16 protein-coding genes are annotated in these 19759 nt (G+C 57.2%); 10 read left to right on the forward strand and 6 right to left on the reverse strand.

The window, feature by feature from the left end; all coding sequences use genetic code 11:
* Positions 1-270 precede the first annotated feature (270 nt).
* Positions 271-1089, forward strand: coding sequence for a polyphosphate kinase 2 (ppk2, locus tag PUP35_RS11155; protein WP_111963626.1), 819 nt, complete (start codon positions 271-273; stop codon positions 1087-1089).
* A 59-nt stretch (positions 1090-1148) separates the two neighbouring features.
* On the opposite strand, the gene fdnI is transcribed toward ppk2, so the two are convergent.
* Genes fdnI through fdnG form a run of 3 tightly spaced genes read right to left on the reverse strand, consistent with a single transcriptional unit; the run spans position 1149 to position 5741 of the window.
* Positions 1149-1805 (reverse strand): formate dehydrogenase-N subunit gamma, encoded by a 657-nt coding sequence (gene fdnI, locus PUP35_RS11160; RefSeq protein WP_032647378.1) that lies wholly within the window; start codon positions 1803-1805, stop codon positions 1149-1151.
* Positions 1798-2682 carry a formate dehydrogenase subunit beta gene (gene fdxH / locus PUP35_RS11165; protein WP_274239452.1) on the reverse strand — a complete coding sequence of 295 codons (885 nt, stop codon included), beginning with the start codon at positions 2680-2682 and terminating at the stop codon, positions 1798-1800. The genes fdnI and fdxH overlap by 8 nt, the downstream gene beginning before the upstream one ends.
* Before the next feature lie 11 nt (positions 2683-2693).
* Positions 2694-5741 carry a formate dehydrogenase-N subunit alpha gene (fdnG, locus tag PUP35_RS11170; protein ID WP_274239453.1) on the reverse strand — a complete coding sequence of 1016 codons (3048 nt, stop codon included), beginning with the start codon at positions 5739-5741 and terminating at the stop codon, positions 2694-2696.
* A 221-nt stretch (positions 5742-5962) separates the two neighbouring features.
* On the opposite strand from fdnG, the gene yddG reads away from it, so the two are divergent.
* A complete protein-coding gene (gene yddG / locus PUP35_RS11175; protein ID WP_111963630.1) occupies positions 5963-6841 on the forward strand; it encodes an aromatic amino acid DMT transporter YddG in 879 nt (292 codons plus the stop codon).
* A gap of 631 nt (positions 6842-7472) precedes the next feature.
* Positions 7473-8582, forward strand: a complete 1110-nt coding sequence (locus PUP35_RS11180) for a porin OmpC (RefSeq protein ID WP_115875197.1) — start codon at positions 7473-7475, stop codon at positions 8580-8582.
* Positions 8583-8636: 54 nt separating this feature from the next.
* Here PUP35_RS11180 and PUP35_RS11185 read toward each other — a convergent pair whose 3' ends face one another.
* On the reverse strand, positions 8637-9581 hold the full coding sequence (locus tag PUP35_RS11185) for a LysR substrate-binding domain-containing protein (protein ID WP_111963631.1): 945 nt from the start codon (positions 9579-9581) through the stop codon (positions 8637-8639).
* A 170-nt stretch (positions 9582-9751) separates the two neighbouring features.
* Here PUP35_RS11185 and PUP35_RS11190 point away from each other — a divergent pair, with 170 nt between their 5' ends.
* From PUP35_RS11190 to PUP35_RS11220, 7 genes are read left to right on the forward strand one after another with little or no spacing between them, the layout of a single operon-like run.
* Positions 9752-10702, forward strand: coding sequence for a branched-chain amino acid ABC transporter permease (locus PUP35_RS11190; RefSeq protein WP_274239454.1), 951 nt, complete (start codon positions 9752-9754; stop codon positions 10700-10702).
* Positions 10703-10710: 8 nt separating this feature from the next.
* Positions 10711-11817 (forward strand): branched-chain amino acid ABC transporter permease, encoded by a 1107-nt coding sequence (locus PUP35_RS11195; RefSeq protein WP_115875203.1) that lies wholly within the window; start codon positions 10711-10713, stop codon positions 11815-11817.
* Positions 11814-12581, forward strand: coding sequence for an ABC transporter ATP-binding protein (locus tag PUP35_RS11200; RefSeq protein ID WP_274239455.1), 768 nt, complete (start codon positions 11814-11816; stop codon positions 12579-12581). Before PUP35_RS11195 ends, PUP35_RS11200 begins: the two co-directional genes overlap by 4 nt.
* Positions 12574-13293, forward strand: coding sequence for an ABC transporter ATP-binding protein (locus PUP35_RS11205; protein WP_274239456.1), 720 nt, complete (start codon positions 12574-12576; stop codon positions 13291-13293). Before PUP35_RS11200 ends, PUP35_RS11205 begins: the two co-directional genes overlap by 8 nt.
* A 28-nt stretch (positions 13294-13321) precedes the next feature.
* Positions 13322-14479: a branched-chain amino acid ABC transporter substrate-binding protein gene (locus tag PUP35_RS11210; protein ID WP_274239457.1), complete on the forward strand. Its 1158-nt coding sequence runs from the start codon at positions 13322-13324 to the stop codon at positions 14477-14479.
* A gap of 17 nt (positions 14480-14496) precedes the next feature.
* Positions 14497-14979 carry an L-2-amino-thiazoline-4-carboxylic acid hydrolase gene (locus PUP35_RS11215; protein WP_133294496.1) on the forward strand — a complete coding sequence of 161 codons (483 nt, stop codon included), beginning with the start codon at positions 14497-14499 and terminating at the stop codon, positions 14977-14979.
* Positions 14976-16202: a Zn-dependent hydrolase gene (locus PUP35_RS11220; RefSeq protein WP_274239458.1), complete on the forward strand. Its 1227-nt coding sequence runs from the start codon at positions 14976-14978 to the stop codon at positions 16200-16202. Before PUP35_RS11215 ends, PUP35_RS11220 begins: the two co-directional genes overlap by 4 nt.
* Before the next feature lie 16 nt (positions 16203-16218).
* On the opposite strand, the gene PUP35_RS11225 is transcribed toward PUP35_RS11220, so the two are convergent.
* Together PUP35_RS11225 and PUP35_RS11230 are read right to left on the reverse strand one after the other, a co-directional pair.
* Complete coding sequence (locus tag PUP35_RS11225) at positions 16219-18102, reverse strand: potassium transporter Kup (RefSeq protein WP_274239459.1); 1884 nt, start codon at positions 18100-18102, stop codon at positions 16219-16221.
* A gap of 89 nt (positions 18103-18191) precedes the next feature.
* Positions 18192-19679 (reverse strand): MFS transporter, encoded by a 1488-nt coding sequence (locus PUP35_RS11230; RefSeq protein ID WP_274239460.1) that lies wholly within the window; start codon positions 19677-19679, stop codon positions 18192-18194.
* Positions 19680-19759 lie beyond the last annotated feature (80 nt).

Consider the following 19759-nt stretch of genomic DNA (forward strand, 5'->3'; position numbering starts at 1 on the left):
GTCTTTATTCCAACTCATTCTTAGTTCCTTTAAGTAAATAAGAATGAAATTATCACATTAACCACATATAGAGCGTGGGATTAAATGTGCTGATTTTATTGCATCTGCATAGGGAAACAGGTGCTAAGCACCTTCGTTAATACCTCTGTATCTGCTTAAAAAAGTGTCGTGACATTAATTACCTAAAAACAATACGTTTAATATCAGGTGGATTACACTTCATAGTGCGGCCTCGCTTTTTCCACGCCGGACAACCTGAGGATGACAATTATGGGAAGCAAAAAGAAAGCCCCTGTCGCTGTTGATGTCGTATCGAATGCACCGCTTAAGACCAAAGAGTATGAAAAAGAGCTCCGCCGCCTGCACGTCGAACTGGTTAAGCTCCAGCAGTGGGTCGTCGCCAAAGGGTTAAAAGTGTGTATTGTTTTTGAAGGACGCGATGGCGCCGGCAAAGGCGGTACCATTAAAGCGATCACCGAGCGCGTCAGCCCGCGCGTGTTTCGCGTTGTTGCGCTCCCTGCCCCGACGGAAAAGGAAAAAAGCCAGCTCTACTTCCAGCGCTATGTGCCGCATCTGCCTTCGGCTGGCGAAATCGTGATCTTCGATCGCAGCTGGTATAACCGCGCGGGCGTAGAACGGGTGATGGGGTTCTGCACGGAGGAACAGGCGGAGAAATTTTTGGACGGCGCGCCGGTTATGGAAAAAGCGATGGTCGATGCCGGAATTATCCTGCTGAAGTACTGGCTGGAGGTGACGCCGAAAGAGCAGGAGCGGCGCCTGCGCGACCGTATTAACGATGGTCGTAAAATCTGGAAGCTATCACCGATGGATATTAAATCCTTTAACCTGTGGGATGAGTATACCCTTGCGCGCGACGCCATGTTTGAAGCCACCGATACCGCCTGGGCGCCGTGGTTTGTGGCACGCTCTGAAGATAAAAAACGCGTGCGCCTGAATATTATTTCGCATCTGCTTTCGCAGATACCGTATAAAGAAATTCACGTCGACAAGGTGGATTTACCGAAGCGCAAAATCGGCAAAGTGAAACCCACGAAATACCCGTTCCGATATGTGGAAGAGCGGTTCTGATATAAAAGAATAGTCCCGCGCAAGCGCAGCGCCGCCGGGCAGAGCCGACGGCGCAGGTCTTACTTCAATCCTTCCGTGCTTTCCTGTTTCGCTTCCAGCCGTTCCACATCACGATACCAGCGCGGATGGTGTTTCTGCGCCCAGCGGCGGCTCACCTTCCCTTCAATCATCCCTTTGATTGACCCTTTTACCCAGAACGCCATATACATATGGATCAGGATGGCATGAATCAGAATGATGGCAGACGTGGCGTGGATCAGCAGCGCGTAGCGCACCACCTGAATCGGGAAGTAGTGTGCAAAATACGGACGCCAGATAATCACCCCGGTCACCAGCAGCACAAAAATCATGCTCATGATGGTCCAGAACATCATCTTTTGCCCGGCATTGTATTTCCCCACCTTAGCCACTTTGTGCTCGTTGCCCTTCAGGACTTCGACGATCCCTTTCACCCACGGGATATCCTGCTTGTCCGGGATGTTATGATGGACGAAGCGCACGAACATAAACATCAGCACCACGAAAATCAGCACGCCGAAGAACGGGTGCAGAATGCGCCCCATTTGCGGGGTACCGAAAGTTTCGGTCAGCCACTGCAGGGTCGGGAAGAAAAATGAAATCCCCGACACCGCCACCAGGAAGAAGCAGATAACTACCGTCCAGTGACAGGCGCGGTCGACAAACTTTGTGCGCACTATCATTTTCGACTTACTCATGATGCTCCTCCTCGTCGTCATCCACCTCTTTGTTTGGCCCGATACCGATGTAGTGATAAATCAGCCCAGCGAAGGTGGCGATAAAGCCCGCCGCGGAGAGCGGCTTGAGAGCCCCTTTCCAGAGGTTAATGGAGGTATCGATCGCCGGATCCTTCGGCAGATTGTGGTACAGCTCGGGCTGGTCGCTATGGTGCAGCACATACATCACGTGCGTGCCGCCCACGCCCTGCGGGTTATAAATGCCCGCATTCTCGTAGCCGCGCGCTTTCAGCTTGTCCACTCGCGCCTGCGCCACGTCAAGCATCTCTTTTTTGGTGCCGAAGTGGATTGCCCCGGTCGGACAGGTCTTCACACAGGCAGGCTCCTGCCCGACGCTGACGCGGTCCACGCACAGGGTACATTTGTATACCCGGTTATCCTCTTTATTGAGGCGCGGAACATTAAACGGACACCCCGCAATGCAGTACCCGCAGCCGATGCAGTTGTCCTGCTGGAAATCGACTATCCCGTTGGCGTACTGAATAATCGCGCCAGCAGACGGGCACGCCTTCAGGCAGCCCGGATCCTCGCAGTGCATGCAGACGTCTTTGCGGATGAGCCACTCCAGCCTGCCGTTCTGGTCGGTTTCGCTAAAACGCATCACAGTCCAGGATTTAGCGCTCAGATCCGCCGGATTATCGTAGACCCCAACGCAGTGCCCCACCTCGTCGCGGATGTCGTTCCACTCAGAGCAGGCCACCTGGCAGGCCTTACAGCCCACGCAGGAGGAGACGTCGATAAGCTTGGCGACTTCTGCCTTGTAGTCCCGCGCGCGGGGCGCGGGAGTTATCGGGTTGGTCGCGGAGCGTTTGATAACGTCTTGTGTTTCCATCGCCATTGAATCGCTCCTTACGCTTTCTCGATGTTGACCAGAAACGCCTTGTACTCCGGCGTTTGCGAGTTGGAATCCCCGACGTTTGGCGTCAGGGTATTGGCGATGTAGCCTTTCTGCGCCACGCCTTCAAAGCCCCAGTGCAGCGGGATACCGACGGTTTCCACCTGCTGGCCGTGCACGTTCAGCGACTGCAGGCGGCGGGTGACCACCGCCACCGCGCGGATAAAGCCGCGCTTGCTGCTCACCTTCACGCGATCGCCGTTGGCAATGCCTTTCGCCTTCGCCAGCGTCTCGCTTATCTCCACAAACTGTTCCGGCTGCGCGATGGCGTTAAGCCGCGCGTGCTTGGTCCAGGTATGGAAATGCTCGGTCAGGCGGTAGGTCGTTCCCACATACGGGAATTTGTCCTTTTTGCCCAGGCGCAGGACGTCGTCTTCGTAGATACGCACCACCGGGCTGGAGACCACGTTCGGGTGCAGTGGGTTCGTGCCCAGCGGCGTTTCCATCGGCTCGTAATGCTCCGGGAACGGCCCTTCCGCCAGCTTGTTGAGGGCGAACAGGCGTCCCAGCCCTTCCGGCTGCATAATAAACGGCCCGGTGTTGCTGCCCGGCGCGGCGGTGCTGTAGTCAGGGATATCGTTCCCCGTCCATTTCGCCCCGTTCCACTGGATCAGCATGCGTTTCGGATCCCACGGCTTGCCGTTAATATCCGCCGATGCACGGTTGTACAGCACGCGACGGTTCAGCGGCCACGCCCATGCCCAGCCCAGGGTGTTGCCCAGCCCGGACGGGTCGGCGTTGTCGCGGTTGGCCATCTGGTTGCCCTGCTCCGTCCAGCTGCCGGTGTAGATCCAGCACGACGATGCCGTGGTGCCGTCATCGCGCAGCAGCGCAAAGCTGTTCAGCAGCTGGCCCTTTTTCGCCACCAGGTTGCCGCTCGGGTCATACAGATCCGCCAGCGCCACGCCGTTGTTCTCTTTGGCGACTTCCTCTGACTCAGGACGATCGGGCTGCTTGTAGCTCCAGCTCATCTTCAGCAGCGGCTCCGCGCCTTTACCGCCTTCGGTGCGGTACATCTCGCGCAGGCGGTGGTAAATCCCGGCGAGGATCTCGCCGTCGTTACGCGCTTCGCCAGGGGCGTCCTGGCCTTTCCAGTGCCACTGCAGCCAGCGGCCGGAGTTGGCAATGGAGCCGTCCTCTTCCGCAAAGCAGGTGGACGGCAGGCGGAATACTTCGGTCTGAATCGACGCCGGATCGACATCGTTTGATTCACCGTGGTTCTGCCAGAAGGTGGAGGTCTCGGTCACCAGCGGATCGATAACCACCATGTACTTCAGCTTGCTCAGGCTGCGAACGACTTTGTTTTTGTCCGGGAAAGAGGCTACCGGGTTAAAGCCCTGGCAGATATACCCCGTGACGTCGCCCTTATCCATCATGTTGAAATACTTGATGATGTCATAAGCCTGATCCCACTTCGGCAGCCACTCAAAGCCCCAGTCGTTCTCTTTCTGCGCCGCATCGCCGTAGAAGGATTTCATCAGGCTGACGTAGAACTTCGGATAGTTGCTCCAGTAGTTCACCTGGTCCGGCAGCGTCGCTTTTGGCGTGTTCGCCGCCAGATAGCTTTGCAAATCCGTCTGTTTTTCAGACGGCAGCGTCAGGTAGCCCGGCAGGCTGGTCGAGAGCAGGCCGAGGTCGGTTAAGCCCTGAATATTGGAGTGACCGCGAAGCGCGTTCACGCCGCCACCGGCCATCCCCATATTGCCGAGCAGCAGCTGGATCATCGCCATGGTGCGGATGTTCTGCGCGCCCACGGTGTGCTGCGTCCAGCCCAGCGCGTACAGGAACGTGGTAGTTCTGTCGGCGGCGCTGGTGGAGGCCAGCACTTCACACACCTTCAGGAAGTCCGCTTTCGGCGTGCCGCAGATGTTCTCCACGACGTCCGGCGTATAGCGGGAGACGTGCTGCTTCAGCAGGTTCCACACGCAGCGCGGATGTGTGAGCGTTTCATCGCGCATCGCATAGCCGTTTTCATCGAACTGATAGTTCCAGGACGTTTTATCGTACTGGCGCTTTTCGGCGTCATAGCCGCTAAACAGCCCGTCATCGAAGGCAAAATCATCCCGCACCAGCAGGTTCGCGTTGGTGTAGTGCTTAACGTATTCCGCGTTGATTTTGTTGTTTTCGATCAGGTACAGCAGCACGCCGGACAAGAACGTAATGTCCGTACCGGAGCGGATCGGCGCATAGATATCGGCCACCGATGCCGTACGCGTAAAGCGCGGATCGACGACGATAAGCGTCGCATCGTTGTTGTTTTTCGCTTCCATCGCCCAGCGGAACCCCACCGGATGGGCTTCAGCGGCGTTACCGCCCATCACCACCACGACGTTAGCGTTTTTGATATCAACCCAGTGGTTGGTCATCGCACCGCGACCAAATGTTGGAGCAAGACTTGCTACCGTTGGTCCGTGTCAGACGCGCGCCTGGTTGTCTACCGCCAGCATGCCGAGAGAGCGCACAAACTTTTGCGTCAGCATGCCGGTTTCATTACTGGCCGCAGAGGCACACAGCATCCCGGTGGAAAGCCAGCGGTTGACCGTTACGCCCTGGGCGTTCTTTTCAATAAAGTTGGCATCACGGTCGGCTTTCATTAACGCTGCTATACGGGAGAAGGCCTCATCCCAGGAGATACGCTGCCATTTATCAGAACCCGGCGCGCGGTATTCCGGGTAGCGCAGGCGGTTTTCGCTGTGAACGTAGTCCAGCAGCCCCGCCCCTTTCGGGCATAACGCCCCGCGGCTCACCGGATGATCCGGATCCCCTTCAATGTGGTAAATCGCTTCTCTGGCGTTCTTCGCGCCATCGCCCAGGCTATACATTAAAAGCCCACAACCCACGGAGCAGTATGTGCAGGTGTTACGGATCTCTTTCGCGCGCAGCAGCTTATAGTTGCGTGCCTGAGCCAGCGCCATTTTGGGGGCAAATCCCAGCATGGCTGCCGTTGTTCCGGCCATACCGCCCGCGCAGATTTTAAAAAATTGTCTGCGGCTGACGTCCATTGTTGTCCTCGTTATCTGAAAACATTTCGCGCCGCAAACTAACAGCAAAGCCCCTGATTTTTTTGCGTCAAATCAAGGTCATCTGCCTTCCCCCCCTTAATAGTCACCCCCGGAACATTTCATTACCCCTTTTTGATTAACGGTTTAAGAGAATAATTCACGACAGCGACAGGCGTAATACGATACATTTTTCCTTTGATTTTTATTGCGATGACCAAGTAATGGACAGAAAGAGAGCAACGCTTATTGGGCTGGCGGCGATATTGTTATGGAGCACCATGGTCGGCCTTATTCGCAGCGTGAGTGAGGGGCTTGGGCCGGTAGGCGGTGCGGCGATGATTTACACCCTCAGCGGATTACTGTGTCTGGTGACGGTAGGATTTCCTGATATCAGGCGGTTTTCACTCCGCTATCTTATTGCCGGCAGCGTTTTATTTGTCAGCTACGAAATATGTCTGGCGCTGTCGCTAGGCTATGCCGCGACGCGCGCTCAGGCGATTGAAGTGGGTATGGTGAATTACCTTTGGCCAAGCCTGACGATCGTATTTGCGATTTTGTTCAACGGGCAAAAGTCTACCCTGTGGGTGCTCCCCGGCCTGGTCATTTCGCTGCTGGGCGTCTGCTGGGTATTGGGCGGCGAAGAAGGATTACACCTTGAGGAAATAACCCGCAATGTCGTTTCCAGCCCTCTGAGCTACGCGCTGGCGTTCGCCGGGGCCTTTATCTGGGCTGCCTACTGCACGGTAACCAGCAAATTTGCGAAAGGACAAAACGGTATTACCCTGTTTGTTTTGCTGACCGCGCTGAGCCTGTGGGTGAAATATTTTCTGAGCGATCAGCCCGAGATGGTGTTCACGCTTCCGGTGGTGGTGAAGCTCGTCATGTGCGGGATCGCGCTTGGGTTTGGTTACGCCGCATGGAATATTGGCATTCTGCACGGGAACGTCACGGTTCTGGCTGCCGTATCCTATTTTACCCCCGTGCTCTCTGCCGCGCTTGCCGCCGCGGTGCTAAGCTCTCCCCTTTCATTCTCGTTCTGGCAAGGGGCGCTGATGGTCTGCGCCGGGTCGTTGCTCTGCTGGTACGCAACAAGACAATAGCGCCTCTCCAACGGCCGGGTTAATTTCAACCCGGCAACATAATTAACATAAATTTAAAATGTGATCGTACCTCAGAATATTTATCATAATAATAGAGCGTCTGTTTAAGTTCGGTTTATATTGAGCGCCTTCTGTAAAGCCACCTGAAGCGAGTTGACGTAAACTGACAACCCAGTGAAATTAGTCAGTAATAAACATTAACGCTCTGCATAGCATTACATGCAATAATTCAGCCCTGGCAGCTTTAATGGAATATACGAAATAGACGTTGAAAAATTAAATCAACCCATTGTTTTTAAGGAGAAACAGGCGATACCCCCCCGCCAAACCATCGGAAATTGCGAAATATAACGCAATAGACTAAAACCATCAGAAATTATCTTAAAAGCAATAATCCCACTGACTAAATAACCATTAATCGTATAAATTCCGGCCATATTGTTTGAATAATCGCCTTCTCGCACGATCGAGATCACACTAATTGAAATTATCTCTAATATTTTGAAACTTATTATTGAAATAAGACTACGAGATTCTTAAAAATAGCATGCCATTGACGAACAGCCTCGTTTAGAAATCGTTCACAGTGGTTCAGGAAATACTGAAAAAAAAATTATAAGGAATATTTAAGATGAAACTTAAATTAGTTGCAGTGGCAGTCACTTCCATGCTGGCAGCAGGCGTTGTTAACGCTGCCGAAATTTACAACAAAGACGGTAACAAGCTGGATCTGTACGGTAAAGTAACAGGTCTGCACTATTTCTCTGATGACGCTGGCGCAGATGGCGATAAAACCTACATGCGTATCGGCTTCAAGGGCGAAACCCAGGTTAACGATCGGCTGTCCGGCTACGGCCAGTGGGAATACCAGATTCAGGGTAACAAAGACGAAGGCGACAACCAGTCCTGGACCCGTGTGGCGTTTGCAGGTCTGAAGTTCGCGGAAGCAGGCTCCTTTGATTACGGTCGTAACTACGGCGTAATTTACGACGTGACCTCCTGGACCGACGTTCTGCCAGAATTCGGCGGTGACACCTACGGTGCCGACAACTTCCTGCAGTCTCGTGCTAACGGCGTTGCGACCTACCGTAACCAGGACTTCTTTGGTCTGGTTGACGGCCTGAACTTTGCTCTGCAGTACCAGGGCAAAAACGGCAGCGTAAGCGGTGAAAACACCAGCGGCCGCAGCCTGCTGAACCAGAACGGTGACGGCTACGGCGCGTCCCTGACTTACGATCTGGGCGAAGGCTTCAGCGTAGGTGGTGCAATGTCCTCTTCCCGTCGTACCGCTGACCAGAATGCGGCTGGCGTATACGGTGAAGGCGACCGCGCAGAAGTATACAGCGGTGGTGTGAAATACGACGCGAACAACATTTACCTCGCGGCACAGTACTCTCAGACCTATAACGCAACCCGCTTCGGTACATCTAACGGTAATCGCAGCGACATCTACGGCTTTGCAAACAAGGCGCAAAACTTCGAAGTTGTGGCTCAGTATCAGTTCGACTTTGGCCTGCGTCCATCCATCGCCTACCTGCAGTCTAAAGGTAAAGACATCGAAAACTTCGGCGACCAGGATCTGGTTAAATACATCGATGTTGGCACGACCTACTATTTTAACAAAAACATGTCCACCTACGTGGATTACAAAATCAACCTGCTCGACGACAACCAGTTCACTCGCCAGGCAGGCATCGGTACCGACAACATCGTTGCGCTGGGTCTGACCTACCAGTTCTAAATCTTGTATGTACAAAAGCCAGCTGCACAAGCTGGCTTTTTTTATCTCCCTCTTTTACCCGCCAGACGACTCCCCACCCGCCGCCCGACGCAGCCAGTTTTGCAGCAGCTTGCCGTCTTCAGTCATCTCTGAGTCAGTACGCACGCAGAGGTAATAGTCGCGCCCGTCATCAATCGGCAGGTCAAATATCTTCACCAGTTCGCCGCTCTCAAGATAAGGCGCAATCAGCGGCTCACGCATTAACGCACACCCCAGACCAGCCTGAACGCCCGCCAGCGTCAGCAGACCATCCTCAAACATCGGACCGCTGCGGCGCACGGGGCGCTTCACCCCCTGTTGTACAAACCACTGCGCCCATGTGCTGCGCTCCTCATCGTGCAGCAGCGGCATTTGCAGCAGTTGCTCGGGCGTGTCGATATGGCCGTGAATGCGCAAAAACGCGCGGCTGCACACCGGGACCATCTGACCGGAAATCAGCTTTTCGCTTTGATAGCCCGCCCACTGCCCGTTGCCAAAACGAATCGACATATCCGACGCGTCGCTCAGATAGTTACGATGGTTGGCATACACCACGTTGATCTCGGTTTGCGGATTGGCGCGCATAAACGCAGGCAAACGTGGGATAAACCACCCCATACCAAAAAGTGGGATCAGGCTGATGGTGACCTGACGCGTTTGCGCCTGCTCCGCCAGGTGCTCCGTCGCCTGGCGCAGCACGTTAAACGCCGCGCGGATAGAGCGGTAATATTCCCGCCCGTGCTGGCTCAGCACCAGCCTGCGCCCCTGACGCTCCGTGAGCGGCATTTGCAGATACCCTTCAAGCACCCTGAGCTGATGGCTTACGGCCGACGGAGAGATGTCCAGCTCCTGCGCGGCCAGCGTGACGCTGCCCAGCCGGGCGATGGCCTCGAACGCACGTACGGCCCGAAGCGGCGGATCGTTTGCCAGTCGGCTTTCTGCATACGCCGTCAGGCTCGCCAATTGTTCTGTTTTATTCATATGTTGATTTCTTTAGGCTTTTCACCCCAAAACAGGCATTAACTATCTTCATATAAATCATAAAGATAAAACAATATTTATTTATCATAAGAAATAATGGATGCGTATTTTACAATTTAATTCATTTATTGGATGGTAGCCGCAGAACGAGCACTTTGCGGGTACAGACGTTGGATACACTCATACAACAACTGATCAACGGTGTGATGCTGGGCAGCATCTACGCGCTGATCGCGCTGGGCTATACCATGGTGTATGGCATCTTGCGCATTATTAACTTTGCTCACGGCGATATTCTGATGGTCGGTGCGCTCACCACGCTCTCCGCCATAAACGCCCTGAATACCACCTTTCCACAAATGCCGCTGCTGTTGCAGCTTGGCGTTGCCCTGGTGATTGCCATGGCCGTTTGCGCCGTGCTGGCAATGGCCGTTGAACGCTTTGCCTACCGTCGACTGCGCAACGCACCGCGCCTGGCGCCACTGATCTCGGGTATCGGCGTCTCCGTCCTGCTGCAAACCGTGGCGATGATTATCTGGACGCGCAACCCGCTGATGTTCCCGCAGATCCTGCCGATGGACCCTATCGCCGTCACGTCCGGCAGCGAAGCGCACCCGCCCGCCATCGTGACCGTTACCGGAATTGTCACCGTGGCGCTGGCACTGGCTGTGATGACCGGGCTGTGGCTGCTGGTGGAATACACCCGTCTGGGGCGCGGCATGCGCGCCGTGGCGGAAAACCCGCGCGTGGCCACGCTGATGGGGGTTAACCCAAACGCCATTATCACCCTGACGTTTGCCATTGGCGGCGTGTTCGCCGCGCTGGCAGGCGTAATGATGGCGAGCAACTACGGCAACGCCAGCTTCTCGATGGGCTTTTTGCCCGGGATCAAGGCCTTTACCGCCGCCGTGCTGGGGGGCATTGGCAACATTCGTGGCGCCATGATCGGCGGGATACTGCTCGGCATTATCGAAGCGCTGGGCGCGGGCTACCTGGGTGAACTGACCCACGGCGTATTTGGCAGCAACTATCAGGATGTCTTTGCCTTTATGGTGCTGATTCTGGTGCTGGTCTTCCGTCCGGCTGGCCTGCTGGGCGAGCGCGTGGCGCAAAGGGCGTAAGGAATACCATGACAACACTTCAACTCCAGACTCCGGCGACGACGCGCAAATTCTGGTCAGGCATGAGCCTGTTCTGCCTCGCGCTGCTGGTTGCTCCCGTGGTGGCCACGCAGCTTGGCGGCAACTACTGGGTGCGCGTTATCGACTTCGCCCTGCTCTACATCATGCTGGCTCTGGGGCTCAATATTGTGGTGGGCTATACCGGCCTGCTGGACATGGGCTTTATCGCCTTTTACGCGGTTGGCGCTTATCTCGCTGCGCTGATGGCCTCCCCACATCTGCTGGAGGTGTTTCCTGTTCTCGGCGTCTGGTTCCCGGACGGGCTGCACACCTCGTATCTGCTCATTATTCCGCTGGCTGCGCTCGTCGCTGCAGTCTGCGGCATTTTACTGGGAGCGCCCACGCTGAAGCTACGCGGAGACTACCTGGCGATAGTGACCCTTGGCTTCGGCGAAATTATCCGCATCCTGATGCGCAACCTAGACCGTCCTGTGAACATCACCAACGGCGCAAAGGGCATAACCGGAGTGGATACGCTGAACCTGTTCGGCCTGAAGTTTAGCGGCGTCTACCACTGGTTTGGTTTCAAAGTACCCGCCCTGTGGCTGTGGTACTACCTGCTGATGCTGGTGATTGTGGCGATTATTTTTGTCTGCCTGCGCCTGCAGCATTCCCGTATTGGTCGCGCCTGGCACGCTATCCGCGAGGATGAAGATGTGGCCCGCGCGATGGGCATCAACGTGCGTAACTATAAGCTGCTCGCCTTTGCGATGGGGGCCTCCTTTGGCGGCGTGGCGGGTGCGCTTTTCGGCGCGTTTCAGGGCTTTGTCTCCCCGGAATCCTTCACGTTACAGGAATCGATTGCCGTACTGGCGATGGTGGTGCTGGGCGGCATGGGGCACATTCCGGGCGTGATCCTCGGCGCGGTACTGCTTACCGCCCTGCCGGAACTGCTGCGCAGCCAGGCAGCGCCGGTTCAGCAGGCGCTGTTCGGTACGGTGCTGATTGACCCGGAAGTGCTGCGTCAGCTGTTTTACGGTCTGGCACTGGTGCTGGTGATGCTGGTGCGTCCGTCCGGGATCTGGCCGGTACGCCACAAGGAGGCGAAAGCATGAGCCTGTTAACCGTACGCAACATGACAAAACGCTTCGGCGGCCTTACCGCCGTGGATGACGTTTCCATTACCGTGAACAAGGGCGAGATCTACGGCCTGATTGGTCCTAACGGGGCGGGAAAAACCACCTGTTTTAACCTGATCACCGGGCTTTATCCGGCGGACAGCGGCGAATTCTCCATTGCCGATAAGCCCTATTTTCCAAAGCACATTGAGAAAGTCACCGCCGCAGGAATTGCGCGCACCTTCCAGAACGTTCGCCTCTTCAACGAGATGTCGGTGCTGGAAAACGTGATGGTGGGCCGCCACGTGCGCACCCGTAACGGTCTGTGGGCCGCGCTGAGCCGCCACAAACGCGCTCGCGAGGAAGAAAAGCAGACCCGCGAACTGGCCTGGCACTGGCTGGAGTACACCGGCATTGCGCAGTTCGCCCACTATCGCGCCTGCGATCTGGCCTATGGTCATCAGCGTCGCCTTGAAATCGCCCGCGCGCTGGCAACGGATCCGCTGCTGCTGGCGCTGGACGAGCCCGCCGCCGGGATGAACGCGGCGGAAAAAGTGGCGCTCGGCGAACTGCTCATCCGCATCCGCGATGACGGCAAAACCCTGCTGATGATTGAACATGACGTCAAGCTGGTGATGGGCATCTGCGATCGCCTGACGGTGCTTGATTACGGCAAAACGCTCGCCAGCGGCACGCCGGAAAGCGTGCGGCGCGACCCGGCAGTGATCGCCGCCTGGCTTGGAGGTCACGCTCATGTCTGAATTGCTGAAGGTGGAACGTCTGGACGTGCATTACGGCGGAATTCAGGCCGTACGCGATGTCTCCTTTACCCTGCGCGAGGGCGAACAGGCTACGCTGATCGGCGCGAACGGCGCGGGGAAAAGCTCCACCGTGCGCGCCATTACCGGGCTGGAAAGCTTTAGCGGCAGTATTGAATTCAGCGGTAAAGCGGTGCGTAAACAGAGCCCGGAGGCCCTGCTTCGCGACGGACTGGTGATGGTCCCGGAGGGCCGCGGGATCTTCTCCCGCATGACGGTACTGGAAAATCTGCAGATGGGTGCCTGGCTCAGGCGTGACACTGTCACCGTTAAGCGTGAGATGAACGAGGTGTTCGAGCGCTTCCCGCGCCTGGGCGAACGCCAGCATCAGCTTGCCGGTCTGCTGTCCGGCGGTGAGCAACAGCTGCTGGCCCTTAACCGCGCCCTGCTCAGCCGCCCGCGCCTGCTGATCCTCGACGAACCGTCGATGGGCCTTGCCCCGAAGATGGTCGAGAACATTTTTGCCGTCATCGCCGGGCTGCGCGAGCGCGGAGTCGCCCTGCTTCTCATCGAACAAAACGCCCGTCTCGCGCTGGAAGTCACCGACAGCGCGTGGGTGATGGACAGCGGCAGCATTGTTCATCATGGCGAATCGAAAGCGCTGCTCGATGACGACCAGATTGCACAGATTTATTTGGGTGAAATACCCGTTTAACAACACCAGCCAACATCAGGGAAATACCATGAAAACAGTAAAAATCAGTGCGCTCAGCGCCGCTATTCTGCTCGGTAGTTTTGCCTCCACGTCCGCGTGGGCCGCCGACGGTGAAACCGTGGTCATCGGTCTGGCAGGGCCGCTGACCGGCCCGTCTGCCCGTATCGGTAAAGATCTGGAGAACGGCGCGCAGCTGGCAATTGACGACATTAACAAGCAGCACCCGACCATCGGCGGCAAAGCGGTGACCTTCAAGCTGCAGTCCGAAGACGATCAGTCTGACCCGCGCACCGCCGTAGCCGTCGCACAGCGTCTGGTGGACAGCGGCGTGGCGGGCGTGGTCGGTCACTGGAACACCGGCACCAGCATTCCAGCGGCCCGCGTTTATCACGATGCGGGCATCGCACAGGTGGCACCGGTCGCGACCGGTCACGCCTATACCAAACAGGGTTTTGACACCAGCTTCCGCGTTATGGGCCACGACGATGACGGCGGCCAGCTCGCCGGCCAGTACGCGGTAAATACCCTGAAAGCCAAACGCATTGCGGTGATCGACGACCGTACCGCATTCGGTCAGGGTCTGGCAGACCAGTTTATAAAATCGCTTGAAGCGCAGGGCGTGAAAATTGTCGATCGTCAGTACGTGGATGACAAAACGGTCGATTTCAGCGCCGTGCTGACCGCCATCCGCAGTAAAAACGCCGATCTGATCTTCTTCGGCGGCGTCGACAGCCAGGCCGCACCGCTGGCCCGTCGCATCAAACAGCTGGGCATGAACGCCACGCTGATGGGCGCAGGCGGATTCGTCAGCCAGACGTTCCTGCAGCTGGCACAGAAAGAAGGCGAAGGCGTGGTGGCGCTGGAGCCGGGTCTGCCCGTTGACCAGATGCCGGGTGGAAAGGCATTCGAACAGGCCTATCAGGCGCGCTACCACACCCATATCGAACTGCACGCCCCGTTCGCCTATGACGCTACCCGCGTGCTGGTTGCGGCAATGGAAAAAGCAAACTCCGTTGAGCCCTCAGACTATCTGCCAGCCCTGCGCGCCATCAGCTATTCCGGCGTCACCGGGCAGATTGCGTTTGATAAAGAAGGTAACCTGAAATCGCCGTCGTTCACGGTCTATAAGGTTGTCGACGGCAAATGGCAGCCGCAGACCGTGCTGGGCGGCGCAAAAGCGAAGTAACGCAGCGAGGCAATGTGATGAGTGATAATAACGAGCTGGGCATCCTCGCCCGCCGCAAAATTGAAGCCGAAATTATTAAGCCAATTTATGAAATCCTGGTGCGCGAGATAGGGAAAGCCCGCGCCCAGGCGGTGATTGGCGAGGCTATCGAGCAGGCCGCAATTGACGCAGGCAAAGCGTTTGCCAGCAAAGAACCCAACGGCGCGGACGTAAAAAGCTTTATCGCCCTGCAGTATCTGTGGGAGAAAGATAATGCCCTGGAGGTCAAGGTGATCGACGCCGACGACCAGCAGTACAACTACAACGTCACCCGCTGTCGCTACGCGGAGATGTATCACGAGATGGGGCTGGGCGAGATTGGTCACCTGCTCTCCTGCGCGCGCGATGAAAAATTTATCGTTGGCTATGCGCCCGACGTAGAGCTAACCCGCACCACCACCATTATGCAGGGCGGTTCGTGCTGTGATTTCCGCTACCGCAGCACTAAGGACAAGACATGATCCGCGTCAACGCCGAAAGGCTGTGGTCAACGCTTGAGATGATGGCGCAGATCGGCGGCACGCCCGCCGGTGGCGTCACCCGTCTGGCATTGAGCGAGGAAGATCGTATTGCGCGCAACCTGCTGCGCGACTGGGCGCTGGATGCCGGTTTTACCTGTGACGTCGACAGCATGGGCAATATGTATATCCGTCGCGCCGGGAAAAACCCGCAGCTTGCCCCGGTCATGACCGGTTCGCACGTGGATACCCAGCCGCTGGGGGGGAACTACGACGGGGTTTACGGCGTGCTGGCCGGGCTGGAGCTGCTGCGAACCCTTAACGATAATAACGTTGAGACCGAGCGTGACGTTGTGCTGGTGAACTGGACTAACGAAGAAGGCGCGCGCTTTGCGCCAGCCATGCTCTCATCAGGGGTCTGGACGGGACAGTTTAGCGAAGCCTACGCCCATGCCCGCGCGGATATCGACGGTATCACCGTAGGTGAAGCGCTGGAGAGCATCGGCTACCGGGGTGAAGCCCCTGCCCGCGCGTTTCCGGTTCACGCCTGCTACGAGCTGCACATCGAACAGGGACCGATTCTGGAGGACGAAGCCCTGGATATCGGGCTCGTCCGCGCGGCCATGGGCCAGCGCTGGTTTACCCTGACGCTGGACGGATTCGCCGCTCACGCGGGCACGACGCCGATGCACAGCCGCCGTGACGCACTGACCGCCTTCGCTGAGCTTGCATTGAAAGTGGAAGAGATTGGCTATCGGCATGCGCCGGACGGACGCGCGACGATCGGTATGGCGCAGGTTACGCCAAACTCGCGCAACGTCGTGCCGTCTCGCGTGGTATGCAGCGTGGAGTTTCGCCATCCGGTGCAGACGGCGCTGGAAGCCATGGAGGCAGCGCTGCATAAGGTAGCTGAAAGCCTGAGCCTGCGCGGCGTGTCGGCACTCGTTGAGCGCATTTTTGACTACGCGCCCATCGCGTTTGATGCCGAATGCCTGGCGCGTTCGGAGAAGGCCGTGGCGGAACTGGGCTATTCGTCGAAACCGATGGTCTCGGGTGCGGGACACGACACCTGCTATGTCAGCAAAATTGCGCCCGCCAGCATGATCTTTATCCCCTGCGTGAAAGGCGTCAGCCATAACGAAGCGGAGAGGATCCTGCCAGAGTGGTCGGAAAAAGGGGCGAACGTGCTGCTGCATAGCGTCCTGTCCGCGGCCCAGGAGAGCTAGAACGGCGCGAGCGACGCTAGACGGCAACGCGCCGGCTAATTTCAACCACCCGATCGCTGGGAAGATGGTAGTGGTTGATGACGTGCGTGCAGTTGCGCTTCATGAAGGCAAAAATGTGCCGTTGCCAGGCCGCCATACCGGACCCGCCTTCGCCTGCCACAATGGTTTCATGCCCGACATACCAGGTGGCGTCATCGGTGGCGAAAAGCGCGTTAATCTCGCTGACGCCCTGCAACAAACGCGGGATGTCCGGGTGTTCCATAAAACCATATTGCGCTACGCCGTGCCAGTAGCCCGGCGCGCGCTGTTCCACCCTGATACGCTGCTCTTCTCCGACGTAGGGCACGTTGAGAATATCAATGGTCAGCGACAACACGTCCTGCTGTAGCGCCCGGTTTCGCGCGACGTGCCAGCGCATTACCGGCGGGATATTGTTCTGCGTGCGGGTCAAAAAGACGGCAGATCCCGCCACTCTGGGCACCGTCTTTTGCTGTAGCTGGGCAAAGAACGCATCCACGCTGACGCCCTTCTCGCCCACCGATGCGGATACCGCCTTAACGCCGCGGTGCCAAATCAGCATCACCGTACAAATCGCTGCGGCCATCAGCAGCGGAATATAGCCGCCCTCCAGGACCTTAATCAGATTGGCAAACAAGAAGGTGGCATCAATCACCAGGAAGCAGAGGGCAATAACCGCGCTGCTGGCCAGGCTCCAGCGCCACACTTCCCGCATCGCCACAAACAACAGCCCCGTAGTCGTCAGCATAGTTAATGACACGGCAATCCCGTACGCCGCTGCAAGCTTATCTGAGGATTTAAAGAACACCACCAGCCCGATGGTTACTACCATCAGCAGCCAGTTGATTATCCCGATATAAATCTGACCGTAGCTTTCTGCCGCCGTCTGCTTGATGCGTAATCGAGGTAGCCAGCCGAGCTGAATCGCCTGACGCGTCATGGAAAAAGCGCCGGTAATAATCGCCTGACTGGCGATGATCGTCGCCAGCGCGGCAAGAATGATGAGCGGTACCTGCAGGGCTGGCGGACAGAGCGTATAGAATAGATTTTGTTTGCTGTCGGCACCGGCCAGAATCAGCGCTGACTGACCAGCATAGTTGAGCAGCAGCGAAGGAAAGACGATGCCGTACCAGGCAAGCCAGATGGGCTTTTTACCAAAATGCCCCATGTCGGCATACAGCGCCTCGGCCCCCGTCACGCAGAGAAATACGCCGCCCAGGACCAGGAAACTGGTGTGCCCGTTCGAAAACAAAAACGCGATGCCGTACGCAGGATTGAGGGCCAGCAATACCGAGGGGTGCTGAACAATCCCCCGCACGCCCAGGACCGCAATCGCCAGAAACCACAGCGCCATTACCGGGCCAAATATCTTCCCTATGCGGGCGGTACCAAAAGGCTGGATCAGGAACAGCGCAAGCAACACCGCCACCGTCAGGGGTAATATGTACGGCTGGGACTCCGGAATGACCATCTCCAGCCCTTCCAGAGCGGAAAGCACGGAGATGGCAGGGGTTATCGCGCCATCTCCGTAAATTAACGCGGCGCCTATGAGGGCAGCAAAAATGACCCAGCGACCGCCTTTGCCTTTTTCCACCAGAAGCGACATCAGGGCCATAATGCCTCCCTCACCATGATTATCAATTCGCATGGCGAAGGCGGCATACTTGATGGAGGTCACCAGGATAAGCGTCCAGGTAATAAGAGAGAGCAGGCCCAGGATGACGCCTGGCGTAGGGTCATGCTCTGAGAGCGAAAGCACCGTCCGGAAGGTATAAAGCGGGCTGGTGCCGATATCACCAAAAACGACGCCCAGCGCGCCCCCCGCAAGCAGGGTTAACCGGGAAAGCGGTTGGGACGCATCACTGCTGTGGCGAGAGCTCATATTTTCCAGCAAGAGTCAGATAATCCTGTAAAAAACATAGCCCATCAGCCCCGCCCGCGCCAACCGCTCGCCCTGTTTTACTGCGCTGTTTACTGCGGATTGACCTTCGCCAGGCTAAACCAGATCCCCACTGCCAGCAACAGCAGCATTCCGCCCGCGCTGCCCAGCGCCACGCTGTGGGACGTAATAAACGCGCTTTTCGCCGCCTCAATCACCGGCTCAGCCAGATGCGGCGTCAGGTTCTGCGCCACCTTCATCGCTTCACCAATCGATGACGAGGCTTTGTCGACGAGCGAGGCGTTCAGCCCCTGCGGCAGCTCAATCGACGCCGAGAAGCTGCGGGTCAACAGCAGACCAAAAATGGCGATCCCCAGCCCGGCCCCCAGCTCATAGGACATGGTTTCAATCGCCCCCGCTGCGGCGGCTTTCTCCTTCGGCGCGGCAGCCATAATTGCCGAGGTCGAGGCCAGCAGCGCGCTGGCGGCACTGAAGCCGAGCAGCACCATCAGCCCCCACGCCTGCCACTGCTGCGTGCTGAAGTCGAGCGTCGACAGGCCGATAAAACTGACGGCGCTGAGCCCCATGCCGCCGGCCGCGACGATGCGTAGCCCCAAACGCCCAACCAGCACGCCCGCGATCGGCCCGCTGAACCCGCTGGCGACCATCACCGGCAGCATAAACATGCCCGCTTCAAACGGCGTAAAGGCGTGAACAAACTGCAGCTCCTGGGCCATCAGCAGCTCAAACCCGACCAGGGCAATCATGGCGGTCATCGCCATCACCACGCCGCTCAGAATGATGCGGTGACAGAACAGGCGCATGTCGATCATCGGTACGCGGGCGCGAAGCTGAATACGCACAAAGATAAACAACAGCACCGAGCCGCTCACCAGCGCGGAAGCCACCAGCCACGGCGACAGCGCGCCTTTTAGCGCGGTTTTGGCGCTGTAGACCAGTAGCAAAATCGCCACGATCAGCATGATGGCATGGCTGATATTCAGCGGCTGCTCCGGGCGTCCCTGCTGAGGAGGGACAAAACGCGCGGCCAGCGAAACCACCACCAGCACAATCGGCACGTTGATTAAAAACACCGATCCCCAGTAAAAATGCTCCAGCAGCATACCGCCGATCAGCGGGCCAAACGCCGCCCCGCCGGAACCGACCGCCGCCCAGACGCCGAGCGCGATGTTGCGATCTTTCGCGTCGGTAAACAGCGTGCGGATCCCCGCCAGGGTGGCAGGAATGATCATTGCAGCACCGATCGCCAGCGAGGCGCGCGCCGCGATCAGCCATCCTGCTGAAGGGGCAAACGCTGCCGCCAGCGACGACAGGCCAAACAGCGTGCTGCCAATCATTAGCAGTCGTTTAAAACCAATCCGATCCCCCAGGGCGCCCATCGGCAGCACCATACCCGCCATCACCAGCGAGTAGATATCGATGATCCACAATAATTCGTTACCGCTGGCGCCCAGCGTCATGCTCAATGTTGGCGCCGCCACGTGCAGCACCGTCGCGTCAATCGCGACCGGGATATACACCAGCACGATAATCACTAACGCTAACCACTGACGAAACATAAATTTCCTTTTCAGTTTAAACCTGGACACATGTCCAGATTGCGATCCTACGTAAAGTTGAACGCGTGTCCAGCTTTTTG

The sequence above is a fragment of the Enterobacter sp. S-33 genome, from assembly GCF_028735835.1.
Classification (GTDB): domain Bacteria; phylum Pseudomonadota; class Gammaproteobacteria; order Enterobacterales; family Enterobacteriaceae; genus Enterobacter; species Enterobacter vonholyi.